Annotated in this window: 22 protein-coding genes and 3 pseudogenes; 4 read left to right on the top strand and 21 right to left on the bottom strand. The window is 39.6% G+C overall.

Annotated features, from left to right (window positions below):
• Positions 1 to 270: 270 nt before the first annotated feature.
• The 3 genes from L6439_RS29650 to L6439_RS11945 all read right to left on the bottom strand — a co-directional run bounded on the left by L6439_RS29650 (position 271) and on the right by L6439_RS11945 (position 968).
• Positions 271 to 465, bottom strand: coding sequence for a DUF4362 domain-containing protein (locus L6439_RS29650; protein ID WP_213471220.1), 195 nt, complete (start codon positions 463 to 465; stop codon positions 271 to 273).
• The gene (locus L6439_RS11950) at positions 393 to 674 is read right to left on the bottom strand and encodes a hypothetical protein (protein ID WP_213471240.1); all 282 of its coding nucleotides are present in this window, start codon (positions 672 to 674) and stop codon (positions 393 to 395) included. Before L6439_RS11950 ends, L6439_RS29650 begins: the two co-directional genes overlap by 73 nt.
• 150 nt (positions 675 to 824) lie before the next feature.
• Entirely contained in the window at positions 825 to 968 is a 144-nt protein-coding gene (locus tag L6439_RS11945; protein WP_237096831.1) for a hypothetical protein, read from the bottom strand.
• Positions 969 to 1241: 273 nt separating this feature from the next.
• On the opposite strand from L6439_RS11945, the pseudogene L6439_RS11940 reads away from it, so the two are divergent.
• From L6439_RS11940 to L6439_RS11935, 3 genes and pseudogenes are all read left to right on the top strand, one after another.
• Positions 1242 to 2359: pseudogene (locus L6439_RS11940) on the top strand (IS256 family transposase).
• Positions 2360 to 2746: 387 nt separating this feature from the next.
• The gene (locus tag L6439_RS29300; RefSeq protein ID WP_269155985.1) at positions 2747 to 2878 is read left to right on the top strand and encodes a hypothetical protein; all 132 of its coding nucleotides are present in this window, start codon (positions 2747 to 2749) and stop codon (positions 2876 to 2878) included.
• Between the two features lie 33 nt (positions 2879 to 2911).
• A pseudogene (locus tag L6439_RS11935) lies at positions 2912 to 3139 on the top strand (transposase); the annotation flags it as partial.
• Positions 3140 to 3437: 298 nt separating this feature from the next.
• On the opposite strand, the gene L6439_RS11930 reads toward L6439_RS11935, so the two are convergent.
• The 14 genes and pseudogenes from L6439_RS11930 to L6439_RS11870 form a co-directional block, all read right to left on the bottom strand.
• Entirely contained in the window at positions 3438 to 3584 is a 147-nt protein-coding gene (locus tag L6439_RS11930) for a class III lanthipeptide (protein ID WP_213471222.1), read from the bottom strand.
• Positions 3585 to 3636: 52 nt separating this feature from the next.
• Positions 3637 to 3762, bottom strand: a complete 126-nt coding sequence (locus tag L6439_RS11925; RefSeq protein WP_213471223.1) for a class III lanthipeptide — start codon at positions 3760 to 3762, stop codon at positions 3637 to 3639.
• Between the two features lie 52 nt (positions 3763 to 3814).
• Complete coding sequence (locus tag L6439_RS11920; protein WP_213471222.1) at positions 3815 to 3961, bottom strand: class III lanthipeptide; 147 nt, start codon at positions 3959 to 3961, stop codon at positions 3815 to 3817.
• 157 nt (positions 3962 to 4118) lie between these two features.
• On the bottom strand, positions 4119 to 6725 hold the full coding sequence (gene lanKC, locus L6439_RS11915; RefSeq protein ID WP_213471224.1) for a class III lanthionine synthetase LanKC: 2607 nt from the start codon (positions 6723 to 6725) through the stop codon (positions 4119 to 4121).
• Positions 6726 to 7276: 551 nt separating this feature from the next.
• Positions 7277 to 8572 (bottom strand): EF-P 5-aminopentanol modification-associated protein YfmF, encoded by a 1296-nt coding sequence (yfmF, locus tag L6439_RS11910; protein ID WP_237096830.1) that lies wholly within the window; start codon positions 8570 to 8572, stop codon positions 7277 to 7279.
• Positions 8573 to 8602: 30 nt separating this feature from the next.
• Positions 8603 to 9963, bottom strand: a pseudogene (locus tag L6439_RS11905) (IS4 family transposase).
• 259 nt (positions 9964 to 10222) lie between these two features.
• Positions 10223 to 10852, bottom strand: coding sequence for an ABC-2 transporter permease (locus tag L6439_RS11900; RefSeq protein WP_213471225.1), 630 nt, complete (start codon positions 10850 to 10852; stop codon positions 10223 to 10225).
• On the bottom strand, positions 10852 to 11703 hold the full coding sequence (locus L6439_RS11895; RefSeq protein WP_213471239.1) for an ABC transporter ATP-binding protein: 852 nt from the start codon (positions 11701 to 11703) through the stop codon (positions 10852 to 10854). Before L6439_RS11895 ends, L6439_RS11900 begins: the two co-directional genes overlap by 1 nt.
• A gap of 496 nt (positions 11704 to 12199) precedes the next feature.
• Complete coding sequence (locus tag L6439_RS11890; protein ID WP_206106325.1) at positions 12200 to 12334, bottom strand: class III lanthipeptide; 135 nt, start codon at positions 12332 to 12334, stop codon at positions 12200 to 12202.
• 73 nt (positions 12335 to 12407) lie between these two features.
• Positions 12408 to 14168: an ABC transporter ATP-binding protein gene (locus tag L6439_RS11885; protein ID WP_213471226.1), complete on the bottom strand. Its 1761-nt coding sequence runs from the start codon at positions 14166 to 14168 to the stop codon at positions 12408 to 12410.
• Between the two features lie 173 nt (positions 14169 to 14341).
• A complete protein-coding gene (locus L6439_RS11880) occupies positions 14342 to 15184 on the bottom strand; it encodes a class I SAM-dependent methyltransferase (protein ID WP_213471227.1) in 843 nt (280 codons plus the stop codon).
• A 110-nt stretch (positions 15185 to 15294) separates the two neighbouring features.
• Positions 15295 to 15402, bottom strand: coding sequence for a class III lanthipeptide (locus tag L6439_RS29645; protein ID WP_206106324.1), 108 nt, complete (start codon positions 15400 to 15402; stop codon positions 15295 to 15297).
• A gap of 359 nt (positions 15403 to 15761) precedes the next feature.
• Positions 15762 to 16385: a class III lanthionine synthetase LanKC N-terminal domain-containing protein gene (locus L6439_RS11875; protein WP_213471228.1), complete on the bottom strand. Its 624-nt coding sequence runs from the start codon at positions 16383 to 16385 to the stop codon at positions 15762 to 15764.
• A 46-nt stretch (positions 16386 to 16431) separates the two neighbouring features.
• Positions 16432 to 16692: a class III lanthionine synthetase LanKC N-terminal domain-containing protein gene (locus L6439_RS11870; protein ID WP_213471229.1), complete on the bottom strand. Its 261-nt coding sequence runs from the start codon at positions 16690 to 16692 to the stop codon at positions 16432 to 16434.
• A gap of 649 nt (positions 16693 to 17341) precedes the next feature.
• Here L6439_RS11870 and L6439_RS11865 point away from each other — a divergent pair.
• Positions 17342 to 18694, top strand: coding sequence for a transposase (locus L6439_RS11865; protein ID WP_213471782.1), 1353 nt, complete (start codon positions 17342 to 17344; stop codon positions 18692 to 18694).
• Positions 18695 to 18848: 154 nt separating this feature from the next.
• Here L6439_RS11865 and yfmH read toward each other — a convergent pair whose 3' ends face one another.
• The 4 genes from yfmH to L6439_RS11845 all read right to left on the bottom strand — a co-directional run bounded on the left by yfmH (position 18849) and on the right by L6439_RS11845 (position 24911).
• A complete protein-coding gene (yfmH, locus tag L6439_RS11860) occupies positions 18849 to 20132 on the bottom strand; it encodes an EF-P 5-aminopentanol modification-associated protein YfmH (RefSeq protein WP_213471527.1) in 1284 nt (427 codons plus the stop codon).
• Between the two features lie 403 nt (positions 20133 to 20535).
• Complete coding sequence (locus L6439_RS11855; protein WP_213471526.1) at positions 20536 to 21282, bottom strand: IS110 family transposase; 747 nt, start codon at positions 21280 to 21282, stop codon at positions 20536 to 20538.
• A 351-nt stretch (positions 21283 to 21633) separates the two neighbouring features.
• Positions 21634 to 24231: an ABC transporter permease gene (locus tag L6439_RS11850; RefSeq protein WP_213471525.1), complete on the bottom strand. Its 2598-nt coding sequence runs from the start codon at positions 24229 to 24231 to the stop codon at positions 21634 to 21636.
• Positions 24228 to 24911: an ABC transporter ATP-binding protein gene (locus L6439_RS11845; protein ID WP_213471524.1), complete on the bottom strand. Its 684-nt coding sequence runs from the start codon at positions 24909 to 24911 to the stop codon at positions 24228 to 24230. Before L6439_RS11845 ends, L6439_RS11850 begins: the two co-directional genes overlap by 4 nt.
• Positions 24912 to 24968: the final 57 nt, after the last annotated feature.

Raw genomic sequence — 24968 nt, 5'->3', positions numbered from 1 at the left:
ACAATGAAGGGGACTACAGCAATGCTTGGAATTCCTGTGGATGGGTACCAAAGCATAAGAACCCGCCTAGGAGCTAACCTAAGGCGGGTTCTTACTTTTTCTTGTAGTTATCCGAAACGTATTGTTTGTGGGGGTAGTGGGGCTTCTTTAGCTGAACCTTTCCGGGCCTCCAGCATGCGCTCCGCCGCTTTTTCCTTAATCCAGGCAGCGGTTATTCCTGCTTCGTCAATAATAATATTCCGATATTTTTAGTTGGAATATATGATCCTCCTATCCATTCCTTGCCCCCTCGATCATATAGGTAACTTGTTTCGCGTCCTCTTCTTTTATGATGTTCTTGCAGGTGGTCTCTTGAATACCGGCATCTTGGGCAAATGAATCTCTGGTATTGTCTATTGTATATTGAATCGTCTCTCCGTCTGTATGCACATCATAAAGAATGGCATCCCCTTCAACCGAATACATCGCATCCGCAACGCTGCCTTCTCCCTGTCGTTGTGTTTGGCCAGGAATTCTTCCATTTTCTCCGCATTTTTGAGTCCGGAGGGCGCTACCACAATATGACCGTTCTTTTCCGCATATTTAGAAGGGTACGCAGTCGGTGCAAATCTCCCCTGCCACTGGCGCATCCCGCAATCAATAATAAAACTGCTGCGAAATATGAACTTCTTCATCGTCTCTTCCTTTCCAAGTAAGTGATATCAATCGACCTTGCCGACACGCCTCAGTGCGGGGGCTGCATCCTGCAGTCGACGATTTTGCGTTTTTGCGTCTCGATATAATCATAGACCTCGGTCATTTCTTCCTCATAGTTTTGGTTGATCTCAAAATAAGGAACACCCTTTCCATGCAGCTTTTTCTAAATCCGGATGGACACCGTACATTCGGGCAAGTGTTCCCACCTTAATGCCGGCCATTGCTTCCTTTACGATTTGCCGGCGTTTTTCCCTGCTAAAGTGCTTTCCCATACTAGTTGTCCCCCTCTGATAACAGCTTATAATATTGGAGCCGGAAGCTCCAGTTTAATTAGGGGGCCTAGGAGAAATTACATTATTTCGCCATGCTGAATGCCATTTATGCCTAGCCGTAGGGTAAGTGATGTATTTTTGCAGCATTCCTAATTTCGCTAAGCTAAGTCCATATAATTGTGTAAAAAGCAAATGAAAAAAAAGAAGAGCCATAGCAAGGATCCTCGTATAGAATGAAGTTGCCGAGACAACATTCCAAAGGAGGATCTAGCTATGACTCAATACCAGATTACCCTAGATTCACAACTTTTGCATCAACTGTTTTTATCCGAATCAAGAGATGCGGGGATAGCGGCCTATTAGAGTCCATCTTGAATCAAGTATTGCAGGCGTAAGCAACGGAACAGCTGAAGGCGGGGCACTATGAGCGCTCAGAAGAACGTGCGGCTTACCGTAATGGATCCTATCCTCATCGGCTGACAACACGGGTGGGGCAATTAACCCTGCAAGCAGTGCCGCGTTTTCGTAACGGTCGGTTCTCTACAGAACTTTTTTCTCGATACCAACGCAGTGAGCAAGCCCTTGTCTTAGCCATGATGGAGATGGTGCTCAATGGTGTGTCAACGCGAAAAATCAGCAATATCACCGAAGAACTGTGTGGAACGGAGTTCTCCAAATCGACCGTTAGTGAACTCTGCAAACAACTGGATCCCCTCGTTGAGGAGTGGAATAACCGAAAACTGGACAAGCCCTACCCCTTTCTTATTGTCGATGCCCTGTACGTCAAAGTCCGGGAAGACGGTCGTGTTCGCTCACGTGGCGTGATGATTGCAACAGGGATTAATGCGGAGGGCTACCGGGAACTGCTTTGACTTACCGTCGATGATACCGAGTCAGCCGCAACGTGGGGAGCTTTCTTTACGCACCTCAAAAGTCGCGGGTTGCACGGTGTGGATGTCATTACAAGCGACCATCACGGTGGTTTGGTCAGTGCGCGGGATGAATAGAAGGCCCATGTAAGGGCCATCTACGAAGCTGCGGACGAGACCAGTGCCCGTACACTGCTGAAGCGGACACAAGAAGCATTTGACGATAAAGCTCCAAAGGCCATGAGGGTCTTGGAAGAAGGCTTTGACGATGCGACAGCGATCTTGGCCCTTCCGGCTGCCTGTCGGATACGTACGCGCACCACAAATGCTGTAGAGCGTCTAAACGGCGAGTTGCGGCGTCGAGAACGCGTCATTCGCATTTTTCCCAACCGAGCCTCTGTCCTTCGCCTTTTTGGAGCCTTGTTGATTGAGCAGGACGAAAAGTGGTCTGCCGGAAAAAAGTATATTGAGATGAAAGAGTACCATGAGTGGCGGAAGAAGCTCGACAGGACTGCAGCTTAGGCATCTTTTTACTCTGGCAATCTCATCGAGGATTTTACACATAAATTTGGACTTGACCTTTAGCGGAATCCGTTAATTCTAGTTTAGCAGTTACAGTAGGCTCCAAAAATAGTGATACATATGTCGAATGTTAGATAAAAAACAAAACTGCTGTGGTCAGTCAGCAGATCTGGTTTTTGCTTGCTTAAGCGATTTTTTCACCTCGAAATGCTTCTTCTGGAAGAGGTCGAGCTTGTCTCGGCCCGCTGCGTTAAATGAGATGTTATATGAAGCTGATTAGGCAATTGGGAAAGTTAGTGGGAAAGTTATCGGTCTGGTGCAGACCGCGCTGCGGACTGTGGATTGCCGAGCGTAAATGTAGCTTACGATGTGGCGGCCAAGCAACCGGTGAAAGTTACCAAAACGGTGACGATCAAGCATGATGGGCCGATCGGTGAAAAGCTGGCCAATCCCGACTATATCATGGTCGAGGATCGCGCTTACGGGAAGATTGAACGTTTCGATACGCACGAGAAGTAACACCAATATTTCGTAGTACGGATTAAAGAAACCTTGGTCACGCCGCAATCATTACAACGACAAGCCGTGGAAGGAACCAATGTCACGCGAGACATCACCTGCCAATGGGGTATCGAACAAGGCCGGTCCGAGAAACGGCGCACTTTTTCAGGATCAGAGATTCGTGTCGCAACGAGCTTGCTGCATGTATCGGCTGAGCAAATCGCCACGATCTATAAAGCACGATGGAGCATAGAGGTTTTTTTTCGATGGATCAAGCAACGTCAATAATCTTTTTATATTTCTCTACTGGCGCAAGGCTATTAATAAAATCAATAGTTTCATCAATAAAACTGCTCTCCCTACTACCACCAGTTATATCCTCGTTAAAGTGAATTTATCGCCCTCTCTTGATTTTCTTATGATTTATGAGTATGATAGGTATTCTGGGCGCTTTGCTGAACTCCACTCAACTAAGCACCCCAGAATTATTTAATAATTGTTACTAGGTTTAATCAAGAATAAATTTGGCATTTAACTTTTGCAATCAGTTATTCTTATTTAATTTTTTTAGATTCATTTAGCAGTGATGCTGACTTTGTGTCGACCAACCAGCAACAGTTGTTGTTACTGTTGTCACTGTAACTGTTGTTGGTGTTGCATCCACTGCTTGCCCTTTACCATCTGTGTCATGCGCTAATTTTTGCAATTCCAATACTGTGTTCATTTTTTTCACCTCCAACTTTTGTACGGTAGTTATTTATTTTTTTAAGATTCATTTAGCAGTGATGCTGACTTTGTGTCGACCAACGAGTTGGTGTAGTTAATATTGGTGTTGCATCCGCTGCTTGGCCTTTACCATCTGTGTCATGCGCTAATTTTTGCAATTCCAATACCGCATTCATTTTTTTCACCTCCAAACTATTGTACGGCAGTTATTTAATTTTGAGATTCTTTTTAGCAGTGATGCTGACTTTGTGTCGACCAACCAGCAACAGTTGTTGTTACTGTTGTCACTGTAACTGTTGTTGGTGTTGCATCCACTGCTTGCCCTTTACCATCTGTGTCATGCGCTAATTTTTGCAATTCCAATACTGTGTTCATTTTTCTCACCTCCTTTACATAGTTTATAATTTGGCTTTCATTTAGTGGCACCGAATACTTGCTGTCGACCACATCATTGCTAGAGTCGTTGTTACTGTTACAGCCTCCCTCTGGCCTGTTACCATCAGTGTCACACGCTCATTTTGCAAGCTAAACATTACACTTGTTCACCACTTACTGCTAGAACCTTGGCCTTTGTTCTTTCTAGAAATTGATCCGAATTGATCAATGGTAACCAATAGAGTGGATTATCTTTGACTACCCCCATTAATGCTAAAATTATTCCTGAACTCCCTGTATAAACATCATCGGCTAATCTAAAAGAAAATTGTCCTGGATATACATAATAACCATTCTTCTCAATTAAAAAAATATTAAGTAACTCCAAGACCTCACTAACCATTTTCTCGCGTTTTTTACTACGTTCCACCATGGAAGGGATTAAAAGGAAACTACCTGCGCCATCAAATAAACTTCCACTAATTGTACAACAAATCTTTGATAATTTTAAAATCGCATCCATCTCTTCTTTATAAAGGTCTTGTCCACTCACATGATTTAAAAACCAAATTGAAATAGCAATTCCAATAGATCCTCCGGAAAGATACGGCAAAAGGCGATTTCTCTTATCTAATGTTTGTAACACACCACTCGCATCATCTTTTTTTGTTGATTCTAAATCTTCCTTTAGTAATAACTCAGCCTTTTTTAGATATTTTTTATTATTGGTAGCTGAATAAAGTGCTGAATAAAACAGCGCTACCCCGGATAAACCATCAATCGCACCTATATTAACCGCCATCCAGTCACTAACTCTTAACGGTTCACCTTTAACTCTGTTACATTCAATTAATTCTTCTATTTCTTTTGCAAATTGTAAATATTCTTTGTTCTCTGTTTCCAGGTATAAACTAATTACGAATAAACCTATTCCTGAAAGACCTGAGCGTAAAGAAATATTAGTTTCATTAATGTTATCTTTTAAAACCTTCATTTCATTGAAGACAACTTCTTTATAACCTTTTTCATAAAGCAAAGCCAATATCCCTGTCTTTCCAGTCAGCAATCCATTGTCTTCAATTCGATCTAAATTGTCTAATAAAAAACTTTGAATCCATTGATCTACTTCTACAGTTTTAGATTGTTTTTTAGTAAGTGTAAAAGCTGCGCCACTTCCGCCAGTTAAAAAGTTGAACTTCGCCCCGCTCATCATGAACTGACGAATGTCACCGTTAATGAACCTTTCATCATTAGTTAAATTATTTTCAATTCCTTTTATTAACTTATCAATAATAGAAGAGATGTTAAAGTCACTTGGCTGATCACAGAGGTTAATTTCTTTCGGGGTATACTTTTGGTAGTCATTTATTCTCTTATTGCATTTTTCTTGTAAATCTACAATGAAACGATAAAATGAATCTCCATAGTTTTCTTTTATCCAATTAAAATGGTTAGATTGTAGATACCCCTCTAAATCTTCTGAGGAAAGGACTGGAAGTGCCAAAAAGAGTATAATTTTCTTTAATCCGAACCAATCTCTCGCACCACTGACTTTCATTTCCCGCGAAACAAATCCAGTCGTAGCCATACTAGGGTTGTCTTCAGAGCTTACGGGCATCGCAGTTTCAAAATCTATTATCCTAACGGTTAAGTCCTCGGTTACCATTACATTTGATGGTTGCAAATCACCCATCGCCACTCCATTTTTATGTATATTATGTATTAGTGAGAAAAGTTGTAACAGTATCTTTTTAACTTTTTCAGCGTGATCACGCAAACGATCACTGTCTTTAATGAATGGAAAATCTCGGGCCATCCATTGCCTTAAGTCTTGCCCCTCTATGAATTCCTCTACTAAAAAACAATGTTCCCATTCTTGGAAATACTCTATCAAATTCACAACACCGGGTACATCTTTAAGTTTTTTCAAAGCATCATACTCGATTTTTTGCCTAGATAAGGCATCTTGACCTACCCCATCTAAACCTGCCTTTGGTCTGGCTTCCTTGATAATCACTTTCATATTATCTTTCTTTCGAGTCGCAAGGTATACCCCACCAGCATTACTATAGGTCAGTGCCGTTTCAATCTCATATTTCTCTAAATTGCCATCCGCTTTCGTTTCCAAGTCATTATTAATGGTATTCAGATAATCATCGAAATCCTTTACAAAGTCAGGAACTTGGTAAAAAGGAGTTCTTTGATCCTTAATTAAATTTCCTTGATTATCTCTAATACAATGTTCACCATGTTCATTAATTATACTTTTAAATCCTCCATATCTATAAAAGACATTGCTATTTTTCCATCTCTTATCATTAAGAATATAAGGTCCTTTTTGAAAATCCCGGACTGTTGAAGAAATCAATTCTAACAAGTCAACAAAGCTTTCATTATTAAGAGGGTATATTGTTATAAATTTCCCAGAAGAAGCACGATTAGCATTTTTCGAATTCATCTCAAGAAAACTGTTTCTATCCTTAAGGTGCTTGAAGTCAATTTTTCTATCTATACATAACCGAGAAACCTTTTCTAGCACACCCTGTGAATCTTCTAATGTCGCAGTTACATGAATTTTCCATCCTTGCTCTGGTAGTGTTAATCCCTTAACATGATAGTGCTTCCAAACGGAGTCATTGTCTGAAATAACAGCATATGTATCAGGAATCTCATTCACTTCATATGCCTTTACTGTCGCGCTCATTTTTTCGTAATATTCTGAATTTGGTTTCAAGTACTGATGGTAAAGCATATTTCCTTCCATACATATCCCGCCCATATTTCATTATTTGTGTATTCCACATATCTAGGGAAAGCTTGCCTATTTCTAATTACCTCTTGCTGTTGGTACTCACTTTTATGATGTAATACTACCTACGGAAGAAAATCTAGTTGAGACAGGAGTGAATTATTATGATTGACTATTGGAGTTTTCACAAAAAAGCTTGCTGATCAGATTTAAGCTTATAATTGTGATATAAAAGGGGGTAAAAGCTACATTCCGTTGCCTTTTCTGTACGAATGCAGTAATCTGTCGGAGCTAGAAGTATGGTTCAAGGAATACGGTAATAATAACCTCTTACAATATAATATAGCCTTTATAGTAACGTTTGGTAGTGACTCTGTCAACGCTTTCTACTTATTTTTTATTTATTTAATATTATATTTTTATTTTTTAGTAATAGAAGATATATATCTTCATTATTGTATTACAAGGGATCATTTGGAATAATTTTAATTCAACCCTTTTTTACAATTAATGTTGTTAAAGTGTTGATGGGGGACTCTTTAATAGTCCCATTGACTCCATATTATTTAATCCTTCCTATTTAAAAAATAGATTGTATCAAGTTCCCATTTATTGGCAGCTCGAATAAGTTCGCTTTTGGTTACCCTATTTATTCTGTTTATCTGATCAACTAAGTTACTTGAAAATCCTCTATCAACCGCTTCGATGGCTATTTCCATAATTCCCAGAGGAACATCATATGCTTCAAGTAATAGGTTAATTAACATTGCTTTACCTTGTTCAACTTCATCCTCAGTAAAGTTACCTTCTTTCATTGCGTACTCTTGTTCTCTTATAATTTCAACTGCACGTTCATAATTATCAAAATCAATTCCGGCCATCGTTACTAACAACCCTTTATTGCTCTCCAGTTGGGATTGGGCAAAATAAGCAAGGCTTTTTTTTTCACGCACATTCATAAATAGTTTGGAAGATGGAAACCTACCAAAAATCGCGTTGGCCAACCTTGTAGCTTCAAAATCCTCATCTTGTATTGTCGAATAAGTTCTATAACCCAAGAGAAGCTTTCCTTGATTTACGTCCTGTTTATCTTGAATAATCTTAATACCATTTCTATCTTTTCTAGCTGGAGAAATGGTATTTACAGGTTTGTCCTTATGCTCTTCAGAAAAAACATCATGGACCATTAATGTAACCTCATCCTCATTAAAAGCGCCAACGATGTATAAATCAAACCGATCATTTTGAAGCAGATCTTTATAGATTTGATAAATAGATGCATCATTAAGAGAATCGATATCTTCCTCGATACCATATGCAGAAAGCTGATACGGTTCACCTTCAAACATCTCTTCTATTAAACGAACACTAGCATATAACATTTTCTCACTATACATTGATGCAAAACGTTGCTTTAAGGAGCGTTTTTCTTGTTCGACAATCGTAGAATTGAATACACCATTTTCAAGAACGGGACTGTAAACAATGTCGTGTAATAAATCGAAAGCTGATTTCATGAAAGTATTCGTTACATTAAGATATTGAACTGCAGGGATCTCCATTCGAAAAGATATTGTATGATTGTCTCCCTCTTTTTGTACATTTGGGAAAAGGGTTGCACCGTACATCTCATCAAGTTTTTGTTTTATTCGCTTATGGTTTGGATAATTTTTTGAACCTCCATTCAGAATATGGGGAATTAATGCTCTTGCAGTAATTAAATCTTTTTGAAGAGGTGACTTCATCGTCAACATTATATTCATTGTTTTAAATTTATCTGTGCTGCAAAGATGAAGGTGCAACCCGTTTTGTTCACTCGATCGAATAGCTACCTCATCCAGATCGAACACGTTTGTTTTCATAGTCACTCCCCTTTTCTTATATATGTATAATTAATTACTCAAACTTTCGCAGCATGAAATTAGCAAACAAGCCTTGATATAACTAGGCAAAGCGGCAATCCATTGCTGGAGTTAACGGTGAATCAGAGCGGAAAGCTTCTTCCCTGCTTTTTTGGATACTTCGTTGAGATCTTACAGTTGCTGCAGAGCGACAGCCCAGTCGAGTGTTCCGACCTCGTCGCACAACAAATAAAACAGACCGCCAAAAGATCGTGAGTCCGTGCTTTGCCGATGCTGCCAAGCCAGTACGATATAGCGCGAAAACACAATCGTCGTGTGGCTGATTAGCAACTCGTAGGAACGGCCTTGAAATTCCATCGCAGGCGAAGCAGCGATTTGGTGCACTTGAAGAAGACCTCGATGTCCCAGCGGATCGCGTAAATCCGGATGAAGTCTTCTACGGTAAGCGTAAGATCGGTGGCTAAAATCGCCAGCCACTCGTTTTTCCTGGAGCGATGGCGAACAAAGACGAATCGAACCGGAATACCCGAAGGAAGCTCGGTTTGGATAGAACGAAGATTGCTGCGCTTCTTGCTCACGACAGGAGGCGCCACCGCGTACAATTCCTGGATCGATAGCTTCTGGCCTTGAATCAAGAAACGCTTGTTGTCGACCATGCCAATCACATCCAGGCCGCGCGCAACAACTTCGCCGATGAGCGGTGCATGGGTAGACCAGCTGTACATCAAGACGTAGGATGCGGTGGCTCCGGCAGTGAGGGCACGATCCAGCATGAGAGCGCTCACTGCCGGAGCCGACAGAAGCGATTCCTGACGACGCTTATAGCCGTGTGTTCGTTTGTCGATGCTTTCACTCATGCCATTGATCGATGACTTGCTGGAACTGAGTAGGGGAAAGTCGATCGGCAAGAAGGTGTGGCCATCCGACCATCCCATCGTGAGCATGCGGAATCCTTTGTAATAAGCACCGGTAGCGTGTTCCTTGAATCTGGCAAGCAACTCGAAGGCTTTGCTTCGATTACGTTCGAACATGGAATCGTCGATGATAAAGACGGTGTCCCGGTCCGCAGACGTTAGAGCGTTGACCTTTTGCACCGTGGCGACGCTAAGCGACGTCAGAAATCGACGCCAGGCACAGCAGCCGGCATAATTGAGAAAGCGGTAAACGGCATCCTTGCCGGGCATCGAGTCACCTTTGCTGCTCTCGAGTAGGCGAAACCAGTTTCTCTGATGGAACAAAAGGACGAAAACGAGTTGAAACAGCAGGGCACAGCTAAAACCAAATCGCTTACGAAAGCCAGCTTGCTGTAAATGTTTGAGCACGTTCAGTTCTTGAAAGGCAGGTTTTATTTCGTTTGGTAGTTGCTTCAGATCGGTCTGATGGTCTATCATAATGGAAGACACCTCTTCTGTCTGGTAGTGGAAGCTTGTCACTCTCACTTTACCAAACGAAGCGGTGTTTTTCTATTTTGCAATCGTGGGATCTGATCCATCTGGAACCCTACAATGGCAAACGTTCATGCTGATTTTCGATCTGCGAAAGTTGAGTTAATTACTATATATAGTCACTCTCCATTTATGAAAGAATAGACATTCTACCGTCTCAGTTACCGTGTGGTAGAAGACGTTATTCCCTGCGTCCGCTGTATTTCTAAAATTCTTTCTTATGATATATAAATACAGAAATGAAATAAGAAAGAACATATATGATAACACCAAATATTATATATATAACCGGAACATATAAAGATGGATTTATATTTGGTATTTGGTCTACTAAGTTTCGTAATCCAAAAGTAGCAAAAACAGCAACAAACCCACTTCCAATTATAATACCGTCAGATTTTTCTGGCCCAAAAATATAGAGGAATGGATAAACTAACGCACCGACAAAGAGAACTATGAAAGTCCCAATAGAAACAGTATTAAATATCCCAGTGCTTGGTGTATCCGACATTAGATTAGATACATACAAGATGACATACGATAGTAAAGATCCGATAAACGCGACTGAAAAATAAAAAAAGTAGTGACTTTGTACAATATTACTTCTTCTAACCGGTAAAGTAAGTACGTACTTGTCATAACCCGACTTACTCTCGGATTTTATAACTTCAAGTGAAGGTACAGCCATTAACAAGATAATTAACAAAGCGGCTATACCGCGCATTGAAGCACCTCCAAAATATAAGATTATTCCGGATACCAAGATTGCAAGTCCTGTGTACGCAAATATACTTCGATATACCAGGTAATAGTTAGTCAATAATAGGCCTCTCATTATTTTTCGCTCCTTGTTAATAAGACACTCATTTCTTCCATTGAAATGGTTTTAGACACAATCCCATTTGGTAGTCCTTGTCTATCCGATACAAGTACACTGAAATAAGACCCATGGTTCCTTTTCGCCACTACAATATCTTTGTTGAGTAATTTTAGTTGTTCATCATCAATATCTACGATAGCATAACTTTCAAAAACCTTATCTTTCTCTTCATTTAGTAAGATTTCACCATCTTTTATAATGACAATATGGCTAGCTATTTTCTCAACGTCACTCATAATATGGGAGGAAAGCAATATACCACCGTTACTTTTCCTAACAAATTTTTCCAATTCCTCTAACAGTTCTTCCCTCGATGAGGGATCAAGCCCTCCCGTCGCTTCATCCAGGAGTAATAATTTTGCATTATGCGACAACGCAACAGCAACAGACAGCTTCATTGACATCCCGCGAGAGAATGTATGAACTTTTTTATCTAGGGGTAAAGAGAAAGAATGGACTAATCTATAAAAATTCTCTTGATCCCATAAGTCAAACAGTCTTTTGAAAACTTTATTAAGCTGTTTTATTGTAAGATGAGCCGGTAGATTCATAGCATCGAATACTACCCCTATCTTTTCCTTAATCTTTGCATTTTTATGTATATTTTCTTCACCGAGTACTTTAACTGTACCGCTATCTTTTGAGATTAATCCTAGTACTGTTTTAAATGTTGTTGATTTACCTGCCCCATTATCACCAATGAACCCAACAATTGATCCAGATGGTACGTTAAATGTTACATCTTTTAAAACAATTTTATCGCCAAATGATTTGCTAATATTCTTGATTTCTAGAAGATATGACATTATTCCACTCCTCTCTTCACAACTTAGAGCTATTTTTAGAATACATTCGAATCCGCCACGGGCCTCTAACTGCTCCTTGCATTCCGCCATATACCGGAATCCCGGCCTTTGGTTACGTAAATAACGTTTTTTTCTCAGGATCTAGTTATGTAGTTGTACATTGGTATCATCCTTGGCCAGATTGATTATGAGCGCATCGAAGTGCAGGGTAAAGTAATGCTTCGGTTTATCCAGGGCCCACGGAACATTGACTCGGGTGATGGAAGTGCACTTTCCGCAGTTGGTTCGGGGAAGTTCGGCATGAAGGTGGTCTCTTGATTTCCAGTAGATTTTTCATTTTTAACGGTGAAGAAGCGAATTAATTCTGGGTGCTTTGCTGAACTCCGCTCAACTAAGCACCCCAGAATTATTTAATAACTGTTACTAGGTTTCATCAAGTATAAATTCGGCTTTTTAACTTTTGCACGGCAGTTAGGTCTATTTAATTTTTGAAGATTCATTTCCCGGCAGTTATTACAGTTGTTGTTACACAAGTTGTTGCTGCTATGGTGGATATGACTGTTGCTTCCGCTGCTTGACCTTTACCATCTGTGTCATGCGCTAATTCTTGTAATTCCAATACGGTATTCATTTTTTCACCTCCTTTAAATAATTCGGCTTTCATTTAGCGGCACAGATAAATCGTGTTATTTTGTTTGATTTTTTCAGACATTCCCACTAAGAACCAATTCTTTAGAAAATGTTTGCTGATTAAATAAAGTCTTATATAACTGATTTGTTTCATATAATTCGTAATGCGAACCACACCCTGATACTTTACCTTCCTGTATAACTACAATACAGTCTGCATCCTTAATAGTTGATAGACGGTGTGCAATAATTATCGTTGTTCTATCTCTCATTAAATTATTGAAAGCTTCTTGAACGAGTGCCTCAGATTGACTATCTAAATGAGCTGTAGCTTCATCTAATAGCAGTATTTTTGGATCTCTAATGATGGCTCTAGCAATTGCTATTCTTTGTTTTTGTCCACCTGATAAGCGGATACCTTTTTCACCAACCTCCGTATCTAGTCCTTGAGGTAGTGATGACACAAAAGAGTCTAAGTTTGCACTCTTTAGTGCATCAAAAATAATGGAATCACTTATATCTTTCTTTATGCCATACACTAAATTGTCCTTAATACTCCCTTCCATAATAGGGGTATCCTGGCTAACGTATGCAATTTTCTCTCTCCATTTACTTAATTCATGAGAATATATCGATCTACCGTTATAAAAAATATCCCCACTGTCAACAATATAGAATCGTTCAAGTAATGAAAATAAAGTTGTTTTACCGACTCCACTTTCACCTACAATTGCCGTCTTTTTACCTTCCTTAGCTGTAAAGCTAATATTATTTAATACTCCTCCCTCTTCACTATAAGAAAAGACAACGTTTGAGAAGGTAATTCCATCTTCAATGTCTTCTTTGACATTTTCTTTATTGGGTATAACAACTTCTTCAAGCTCTTCAACTAATAATGAATTGACACGTTCTGTTGCTCCCATTGCTTTTTGGGCTTGAGTGAAAAATTGAGCCATTAATGTTACAGGAGTCATAATTTGGAACATATAATATACTATAGCTACTAAAGCTCCTGCTGACAAAGAGCCTGTTGCAACTTGGTAGCCTCCACAACCAAATATGACAACTAATACAATAAGGAGCGTTGTTGTAATAAGAGGTGATACTACTGCTATTACCTTCCCAGATTCTAAGCCAAATTTATATAATCTTCTTGCACGCTTAGCCCCTTGAACAGCTTCTTCATTTTCAGCAACTGAAAGCTTTACTAAACGAACATCACTTAATACCCTGCTAAGATTTCCTTGAAATAAGGCTGTTTCATTTTGCATATCTTTGGAAACCCTGTACATCTTTTTACCAAGTGGGTTTAGAACCAAAAATGCAGCAGGAAAAACTAGTAAAAAAATAAGCGCCATCTTCCAATCTATTAGAAAAAGAATGATAAGAGAACCTGTAATCGTAATTAGCCCTGTAAAGAAAGGAATCAAATGATCTACAAAGAAATTCTTCATTACCATCGTATCATTTGTAATTCTACTCATTATTTCTCCTGAATTATTTGCATCAAAAAATTTAACAGGAAATCTTACTACTCTTCTCCATAAATCTTCTCTTAGGCGGACAATTATTCCTTCACCAATATAAATCATCATATAAAGAGAAATACCAGAAAGTGAAACTTGGAACATAAAAAGAAGCAGCAATCCTAATAAAGTAAAAATATTAAATTCTTCAACAACCAATAAATCGACAAGTTCCATGGAAACTAATGGAATTATTAAAGATATGCCCGTTTGAATTATCGATAATACAACTGCTATGAAAAGTAACCACCCAGAAGGTCTGTACTTATCTAGAATACCGATAAATTGTTTTAAAGTGAGTCTTTTCATATTTTTATGTTTATCCTTTTATCTTTATTTGCGAACGACTTATTTAAACACATATTAAATATGTGAAACTTTCTTATCCTTAGACATTTTAACTTTAGGATTCAGTGTTAGAGCCAGGGGATAAATTATTCCTATTCTTGCAAACACTGAATCCTTAACTGGTACTTATCTGATTATTTCTTTTTTAAAACTGCGGCGAAGGACTCGCTATTGTTCACGTATTCTCCACCATTAACATCCGCATATACCTTTTCAAGAGTAAAACCTGCTTCATCCACTTCTTTTTCTAAATCTTCAATACTGAAATTTTGATTCCAATAATTATAATTTACTAACTTACCATCATCAAAAACTAGGATGTTTCTTGCCAAAGTAACTTTATTAGGATACTTAAGTGCGGCGTATAAAATTAAATGGCTCTTATCTGATAATAGGCTACCTTCGTCAGATAACATCCACATAAAATTTGGTTCGAACTTTTCATAACTAGTCTCTGATAACACGTCTAATAATACTAATCCTCCCGGTTTTAACCCACGGTGGATATTACTAAGTATTTTTTTTCTATTAGCTGGATTAAAGACACCGTAAATCTGATAAATTAAAAGGGCTAAATCAAAATCAGGTTCTAGTTCAATATTAGTAATATCTTCATTCCTATAATCTATTGATAAATTCTTTTCTTTAGCTTCACTAGTTGCGTATTCAATGGAATTTTTGTTAAAATCTACACCTACAACATCGTAGCCCCTCATTGCCAATCTTTGTGAATAAAGCCCTGGACCACAACCTAAGTCAATAACCTTTTTATATTTCTCTACTGGTGCAAGGTTACTAATAAAATCAATAGTTTCATCAATAAAACTGCTTTCCCTACTACCTCCAGGTATATCCTCGTCAAAGTGAGACTTCAAAACAAGATCAGATCTATCTGGATCAAGCCAGATTTCTTGTGTGCCCTCTTCAAATGGCTCGGGGTGTTTGGCTATTCCTAATAACTTTTCGATATGTATCACCCTCTCTTGATATTTTTATGATTTATGAGTATAATAAATGAGTTCTGGGTAGGTTTGAACAACAAATAAATTCGGCATTCAACTTTTGCAATTAGTTAAATCTTATTTAATTATTTTTTGCATTTCCAAACACTTAATGTACACACACCAGTTACAGTCGTTGTTACTGTTGTGACTGTTGCTTCCGCTGCTTGGCCTTTACCATCTGTGTCATACACTCATTTTGCACCACACATTTCGTTACACTTTTTCACTAGTTACTGCTAGAGCCTTGGCCTTTGTTCTTTCTAGAAATTGATCCGAATTGATCAATGGTAACTAATAGAGTGGATTATCTTTGACTACCCCCATTAATGCTAAAATTATTCCTGAACTCCCTGGCTAATCTAAAAGGAAATTGTCCTGGATATACATAATAACCATTCTTCTCAATTAGAAAAGAGATTAAGTAACTTCAATACATCACTAACAATTTCCTCGCGGTTTTTCCTATGTTCGACCATAGGAGGGATTAAAATAAAGCTGCCTGCGCCATCAAATAAGCTTCCACTAACTGTGCAACAAATCTTTGATAATTTTAAAATCGCATCCATCTCTTCTCTATAAAATAATGCTCCCATTCTTGGAAATACCCTATCAAATTCACAACACCGGGTACATCTTTAAGTTTTTTCAAAGCATCGTATTCGATTTTTTGCCTAGCTAAGGCATCTTGACCCGCCCCATCTAAACCTGCATTTGGTCTAGCTTCCTTGATAATCACTTTCACATTATTTTTCTTGCGTGTCGCACGGTATACCCCACCAGCATTACTATAGGCCAGTGCAGTTTCAATCTCATACTTCTCTAAATTGCCTTCCTCTTTCTTTTCCAAATCATTATTAATGGTATTCAGATAATCATCGAAATCCTTTACAAAGTCAGGAACCTGGTAAAAAGGAAAAGGAGTTCTTTGATCCTTAATTAAATTTCCTTGATCATCTCTAATGCAATGTTCGGCATGTTCATTAATTATATGTTTAAAGCCATAGAATACATTGCTATTTTTCCATCTCTTATCATTAAGAATATAAGGTCCTTTTTGAAAATCCCGGATTGTTGAAGAAATCAATTCTAACAAGTCAACAAAGCTTTCGTTATTAATAGGGTATATTGTTATAAATTTCCCAGAAGAAGCACGATTAGCATTTTTCGAATTCATCTCAATAAAACTGTTTCTATCCTTAAGATGCTTGAACTCAATTTTTCTATCTTATGCATAACCGAGCAACTTTTTCTAGCACACCCTGTGAATCTTCTAATGTCGCAGTTACATGAATTTTCCATCCCTGTTCTGGTTGTGTTAATCCCTTAACATGATAGTGCTTCCAAACGGAGTCAATGTCTGAAATAACAGCATATGTATCAGGAATCTCATTCACTTCATATGCCTCTTCTATCGCGCTCATTTTTTCGTAATATTCTGAATTTGGTTTCATGTACTGATGATAAAGCATATTTACTTCCATACATATCCACTTTCTCTATGTATATCCACGATGTCAAGGGGAAACTTGTATATTTTTCGCAATACTTCCTTACATTTTCTTCTTGTATACGCCAAAAAAAGAGTTGAATTGGCGATATTCAGAAATCTCTATTTTGGTAATTTTTATAATGTAAATACTACCTAGTCTGGAATAAGGGAAGTAACATGGTGTGTCCCATCTCGGTTATTATAAACCTACTGACATGGTTTATTATGGAAGGTAAATCTAGTAATCGAGACAGGAGTGAATGTGAGTATTGTGATTGACATAGGAGATGACTAGCTGTCACAAAAAAGCTTGCTGATTAGATTTAAGCTTGTAATGTGCATACAAAAGGGGATAAAATCTACACTCAGCCACTTTTCTGTACGAATGTAGTAGTATAGAAGTATGGTGTAAGAAAAAAACGGTAATTATACCTATTACAATAATATCACGCATTTATAGTAACATTTGGAGGTTTGTTGTGTCAATGCTTTCTGATTATTTTTTAGTTATTTGAATCAATTTCATAAATCGAAAGTCTTGCTATGACTGGGTTTTTAAGGTACAGAAAAAGGAGTACCTCCCCAAATCTCGAATAAGTAAAGTATCCACACAATACCCAAAGAGATGAGGCGAACTCCCTATGCCCTATATTCGACATGAGAGCTTATTTACCCTGCAAGAGCTTTATGAGATGGAACAAAAAGATCGTTTTCGTGAGATTTTTTCTACAATCGACATCACTCCGATCTTGCGTTTGGTCAGGAAAACATCTTTTTATGGTGCCCCCATTGAAGTGAATTATAGGGCGATGGTCTATTCCTTGATTGTTAGAATCGTTGAACGTATTCCTACGATTAAAGATTTAATAAAGAGACTTCAACATGACATCTTATTCCGCATGGATTGTGGCTTTATGCTTTCAGAAGCGATTCCTTCGGCCTCTTCCTATTCCCGGTTGGTGCGCAAGATGAGCCAAAGCCATGCACTGGAGGACATGCAAGAGCAGTTACTCGAACAAGCCATGGCAGAAGGATTCATTACAGACGATACGGTTGCAATCGATGCGACCCATATCGAAGCTCGGGATCAGGCACCTGCGAAGCAAGAAAAGGAAAAACCTGAGCCAAAAAAGCGTGGGCGAAAAACAAAAGCCGAACGTGAAGCTTGGCTCAAACAAAAGCAAGAAGAAGAGGAACAAAAACCAATCTTCGAAAAAGAAATTGCCGCTCAATTAAATGAATCATTCCATGTTTTGCGAGATCAAATGCCTCTTGATCCGCAGTGGGGAGTCAAGAAAAATAGTGATGGAAAAAATGTCTTTTGGTATGGCTATAAAGGTCATCTTGCCATTGGAACGCAGAGTCAGTATATCCTCGGAGCCTTGCTCTCTTCCGGAAGCTTGAATGACGGTAAAGCGGCCATTCCACTCCTAAAAGGGGTTGCTTCACAGCATCCGAATTTCAGTTTCAAGTACGCAACCATGGATGCTGGATACGATTATGAACCTATATACAAGCAAGTTCGAGAAGCAGAGGCACATGCTGTAATTGCGTATAACCGTCGCCGAGAACCAGAACACGACGGATTTGACGAACACTTCGCCCCAACCTGTGTAAGGGAGCATTCTTATCGTTATGACAGCTACGATTCAAAATATGGAACACTCAAATATGTTCGACCGAAAGAATGCGAAAGCTGTCCATTGGCGCATGATTCACTTTGCCAGAAAGTCTATAAAATGAAGATAACAACTGATCTTAGAAAATATACCGCCCCGGCCAGAGGCTCAAAGCATTGGAAAGAAATCGCTAAGAGACGTTCTGCAGTCGAAAGAGTGAATGCTTACTTGAAGGAATTCTTCCAATTGAACAATGTGAGACACCGAACGGGTCAAAAAGCTAAGGTTCATTTTAACTTGGTTACTTTGGTTTACAATTGTATAAAATTAGCATGTGATCGTTTAAATCGTCAATTCCAAGAGCAAGCTGCATAATTTTCAAAAAAGGAAATACTTTAATTCGGTTAATCTACAGTTTTGTAATTATGCATTATGAAATTGATTCATTTAATACCATATTTTTATTTTTTAGCAATAGAGTACTGAACTCTCTAATATTGTGTTATATAAAATTTGTTAGTAATGGAATTTAATCCCCTTTTACAATTAATGTTGTTCTGGATATGTCGGAGAAGTGTTGATGTAGTACTTCTTCAAGCTCCTTTTCGAGTAGCTTCTCAAGTGTTGGCAAAATGTCAAATAGGTCCATCTTATTAAAGCGATAACGTGTAAATTGATTGGCGATAAATTGAGGCGAATTAATGGCTCTTAAGAAGTTACCCATCTCTTTCTTAATTACACGTTGTACGTCTTCTTTCTTTATTGATTTCTTCTTAAAATCAACAATCGTTTCATCCACAATGTTTATGAGTTTTTCGGGTTCTTGGCTGTTTCCACCAATTACCGAAAAACCAAAACCCTGTTCATTGGTGTAATCGAAAGTAAACGACTCATCTAAACAACCATTTTTATACATTTTTTCGTACGCTTCAGAGCTATTGCCAAACATTAATTCTAGTAAAACATTTAGAGATAGCTCATACTTAAGCATGTCTTGACCTTGTCTTTTAGGGTTAGATTCTTTAAATCCGATTAACACTTTAGGTGTTTCGACTGGCATCTTCATAATACGTGACCTTCTGTTCACTTTTGCTTCTTCTTCAGGGAATATTCGATGAATTTCTGTTGGTTCTCGAAATGTTTTTTGGTTCTGGTTGCTTCGGATAAGCCTTATTACTTCTTCAGGAACTACAGGCCCAATAACAAAAAGTAACATATTATTAGGGTGATAGAACGTATTATAGCAAGTGAATAAATCCTCTTTCGTGATTTGATTGATAGAAGTTATCGTTCCAGCAATATCAATTTTCACTGGATGACTCTTATACATATTTTCTAAGATTCCAAATCGAGCACGCCAGTCGGGACTATCCTGATACATTTTTATTTCCTGTTCAATGATTCCCTTCTCCTTTTCTACGTTTTCGTCGGTAAAATATGGTTCTTGAACAAAGTCTAACAGAGTTATCAGATTTTTATTTATGTTAGATGTTGCTGAAAATGTATAAGCCGTGCGAGTAAAGCTGGTAAATGCATTAACAAAAGCCCCTTGTTTTGCAAATGTATGAAAAACATCAACCTTCTCACTTTTAAACATTTTATGTTCTAGAAAATGTGCGATTCCATCTGGAACTTGAGTGGCACAATTATTTTCTAGAGTTGAAAATGTATTATCTACTGAACCATACTTTGTTGTGAATGTGGCAAATGTTTTATGAAATCCTTTCTTAGGAAGTATGAACACTTCAAGACCATTGGCGAGCTTTTCATAATATATTGTCTCTTGTACTCTTTTATAGACCATTGACTCCATATTATTTACTCCCACTATAAATTAATGTTTTCTCTTGTTTTCTCACTCATTCTTAGAATTTCAAACAACTTCTTTCAAGATAGTTGGGGAACTCATGTAGCAATGACATATTTTTCTGGATGAGGCGGTGGCGGGAATAGAGAACGACATCAATTGCCAATCTATGGGTGCATTCTATGATCGCACTTTGGATATCCACACCATTCTCTTGACGACTTACCCTCCCATGACGCTGGTCTTAGCCCTTACCTTCCTTCGTTCTGTCTCCCAAGAGGTGGACGCCGTTTCTCGCTCCTTTACGGGGTCATTGCCTTTATGAAAATTTATCTACGGCTGTTCCGTGCTTCACTTGTCATTTAGATCTTTCTTAGGTCTGAGTGAGTCATTGAACATTCGTTTAAACTTAAGCTGCCGGTTGTAGCTTAGACTGACGATGCGGTCCCAACACATCTATTGGATTATAGATCTTTCTTTTCGTTCCAGGCGTTTGCAAGAATCGAATTAACTTCCCACATAGTGCTACACTGGACTGTTTTTTCTTGAGTGGATTGTTGCTTCGCTTTATAAAGTATTGATGCAATGCCTTAAATTCAGGGTTTTTAGCGACCATCGGCATCACGGCTCGAAACAGTAAGGCTCGTAACCGAGATCTCCCTCGCATTATTTTTTCCCGTGCATTCATGAAGATGCGGAGATCTGCATAAATTCCTGTTGGAATTTTGGGCTCCGTGTACGTCCCGTTACGGACAAGATCTGCAATGACCTTGGCATCTTTGTAGTCGTTCTTCGTTGGTGAATTATCTTCTAATTCTTTGGTTTTGTTCACATGATGCGGATTCAATAGAACTAGCTTGATTCCATGTTGCTGTAAGAACTCCGACAGCGTGAACCAGTAATGATCTGCAGGCTCAATACCAAGGATTGCTTTCGTTTTCCCTGTCATTGCTTGCAGTTCCTTCATCCACAACAAGAGAGCCTCAAATCCCGTGTTATTATTGCTAAAAACACATTCATTTCCGATCTCAATTCCTCGGAAATCTATGGCGCGAGCTACATGCAAGTTCTTTGCAATGTCTGCACCTACCACCAAAGTGGATTCGGTAATTTGTTCAATACGTTGATTCATCTTCATTTTTTGTTTATACTTCATGTTGAGCGTCCTCCTTCTAATTAGGGAATGAATGTGCATCATTCGGAACCCAGCATACAGGAGACGCTCTTTTGTTCAAACCTCAAATTAATTCATTACAGGAATAGCTACTTTTAAATTAAAGTTTTTTTCTATAAGTGTCAAGCCGATCACACCTACCCCAAGGCATAGAAATCCGTCTCAATGAATCCATCATGCATATGAAAGGATGGACTCAAATGGAGACGAATTGCAAGTGTTATGGAAGGAGCGCATTACCGTTTTTAGTAGTTTTCTCATTTTTCGCAAACAGCTCGATTTATATGTGAGCAAAACGGCCCTGGCTCAATGACGGGGTCTATTCTCGCTCACCTATATACTTTCCTGCTTTATTGCATCAATAATGTTCTCCTTTTTTACTTTGGCGCTGGAATAGAGCATCGCTGAACTAACAATGACAAATACGGCAGCGATAACATACATCACACTCATCCATGGAAATACAAATCCATAGTTAAATTTGCTCGTCATCGCTCTGCAGATCAAGAACATCGCGGCGAAGCTGCTAGGAAGCCCGTAACACAGCGACTTGATTCCATAAAAGATGCTTTCATAGTTCATCATTTTGTTAAAGCCCCTTGAAGTGATTCCAACCGATTTCAGCATCGCAAATTCCCGCTTGCGCAAAGAGATGCTCGTAGAGATCGTATTAAAAATATTCGCAATCGAAATCAATGAAATTAAGGCGATAAAGCCGTAAGAAAATACGGATATCAACAGAATCTTCTGTTCGTTCTGTTTTCGATATTGGTACAGATTGTGAACAACCAAATTCGCCTCTTTCATATCTTCAATTTTCTGCTGCGTTTTCATTGGATCCGAGCTTTTCAGGTAGAGGTAGGTGTGGCTCTCATTCTTCCCGTTATCGTACATCAACTGATCCATGATTCGCTCTGACACGATAATATTTAACCCGCCTAACCCTTCTGTAACCATCCCCATCGGATATTGATCGGTCAGTGCCGCTATTTTCACTTTGTTTACAAGTATATCTTTTACTGAGTCCCTATCAAAAACTGTAGAAATGACATCGATACTTTGGCCGACTTTCTTATAAATGGCCTTCGCTTCGACGTATTTTTCGGTTTCCATATCTTTATAGTGAATCGTATCAATTACAATCGCCGCTACATGCGTCGGGTCCGTTAGCTGTTTGTAATCTGCGCCAACTGCTTTGGCATAAGCCTTCAGGTTAGACTCATTTAATGCATTTATCCGAATAAAGTAAGGGTATTTTCCATCCCTGAGCCTGCTTTGATCCTCCTTTACCATCTCTTTCAATTGATCAGCGATTACTGCTTCTTCTAACCAAGCCTCCCCGTATAACTCGTGAATGACGGTGTATTCCTCTACATCATCAAGGGATGCAATGGATTGAAGCAACCGATCGTCTATTCTTTTTTCATTGCCGTACGACACTTGAAGATCATAATTGACGCCATCCTGGGAGAGTACCAATGATTCTTTCAAGCTGGCGGTGAAAAAGGAGACGACAAGAAACAAAACGATACTAATCGCGAGTGAAAATACAATCGCGTTGTATCTTCGCTTGTTTCTCTTTAAGTTTTTCAACCCTATCTCTGCTTCGATTCCGAACAGCCGGCGAATGAACATCGGCGTCCTCACGGCTTTCCCCGCCAGCTTCACATCGGTGGTTTGGCGAATCGCATCAATGGCGGAGATCTGAGACGCTTTTATGGCTGGGAAATACGTTGAAATGAAAATCGTCAGCATCGAAACAGCGCAGGCAATCAAGAGCGACAGCGGCGTGACGATGATCGTTAATTTTTCCGTAATCCCCAGTGCGCCTTGAAGCATGGAATTGATGAACCACAAGGTCATCCCCATCCCGGCAAGACCGCATATCATTCCCGTGGGAATACTGATCAACCCAATGATAACACCTTCAAAGAACACTGAATTTCTCTTCTGCCTCTTCGTAGCCCCTACGCTCGCAAGCATCCCTAAATGACGGGAACGCTCCGAGACGGAAATCGCAAACGCATGATAGATCAACGAAACCGAACCGATCATAATGACTGCCAAAATAATGGCCGATAAGGAAAACAACGTGTTTTGCGCAGCTTCGCTCTTGGCCACGCCATAATAGTGAAGCAACTCGTGATTATATTGGACGGATTCGATGTTATTGTTCTTTGCCAAATCTTCCGCATGAGCGAACAAGGAACGATTGACTTTCTGCAAGACCACCGCCGCACTGACTTGATCATTCGCCCCCAGGAGGTTCTCATCCACATAGCTAATCGCCGTATATCCCGGCGCCCACGTCGGTTCCCAGTCAGGGCGCTTGATGATGCCGACAATCGTGTATTCCCTTGTCGTGACATTTTGTAAGGTCTCGGTCACCTTGTCATTTTCCACTCGCAATGCTTCCCATTGATTCAGCGGCTTATCCGTGCCTTCCGTGAACCGTTCGCCAACCTGGAGCGCGAGCTGATCGCCGATCTCGCAGTTGACCTTTGCGTTCGTTGCGATGGCCTCGGAAATCACGACTTCCTTGTCTGTGCGCGGAAGACGCCCTTTGCTCAACTCAATCGGGAATTCCGCCAAACCCTGTGCATTATACTCCTTGATGAACAAATATGGCTTGCTTGGATTTTGACCTCCCGCCAAAGGAGCGTAGCCGCGATCTCTTATGAGCACAACGGTTTTTGTTGCATCATCATTTTTAATCGCTTCAAGTTGTTCTCTGTTTACATCCTTGTATAGGACATGCCATTCCCCTCCATCCGCGATGGTTTGCCTTTTCATGACATCCAAATAAGAAAAAGCAAGCGTCGCCACAGCCGTCACCATCGCCACCGAAATCACGACGCCAATGATGGTGACCAGCGTCCGTTTCTTGTTGTGCTTCATATGTCTGACGGTGAGTCTATTGACGATATTCATGGGCGAATCACCTCATCCTTGGCGATCCGTCCGTCTTCAATCGAGATGACCCTATCCGCTTGCAGAGCAATCCGTTCATCATGGGTAATCACGATCAGCGTCTGTTGATAGGTTTTGTTGCACATTTTCAGTAAATCGATGATCTCGCTGCTATTCTTGCTGTCCAGGTTGCCGGTGGGCTCATCCGCCAGCATAATCGCCGGATTGCCAATGAGCGCTCGGCCAATCGAGACTCTTTGCTGCTGTCCGCCGGATAACTGATTCGGCAGGTGGTTCAGACGCTGCTGCAGGCTTAATGTGTTGACGAGATCGTCAAGCTGCTTCCGATCCACCTTCTGCTTATCAAGCAAGAGCGGCAGCGTAATATTTTCTTCGACCGTCAGGACGGGAATCAGATTGTAGAACTGATAGATCAAGCCGATTTGCCTGCGTCGAAAAATCGCTAACTGCGTTTCATTCAAGCTATACATGTCCGTATTATCAACGAGGATTTTGCCGCTGGTCGGCCGGTCCACACCGCCTAACAGATGCAGCAGCGTCGATTTCCCGGATCCGGATGGGCCGATAATGGCGACGAACTCCCCTTTTTCGACCGAAAAAGAAACATCATCAAGCGCTTTAACCGATGACTCGCCCTTCCCGTAAATTTTAGACAGATGTTCGATTTGTAAAATGGTCATGGTACAACCTCCATAGATTTGCTGATGGAACTCATTTTATCTGTCTAAAATGACTTT

Origin of the sequence: Paenibacillus dendritiformis, assembly GCF_021654795.1 — a bacterium.
GTDB lineage: Bacteria > Bacillota > Bacilli > Paenibacillales > Paenibacillaceae > Paenibacillus_B.
The sequence above is the reverse complement of the archived record's forward strand: the minus strand, read 5'-3'. Positions and strand labels throughout refer to the sequence as shown.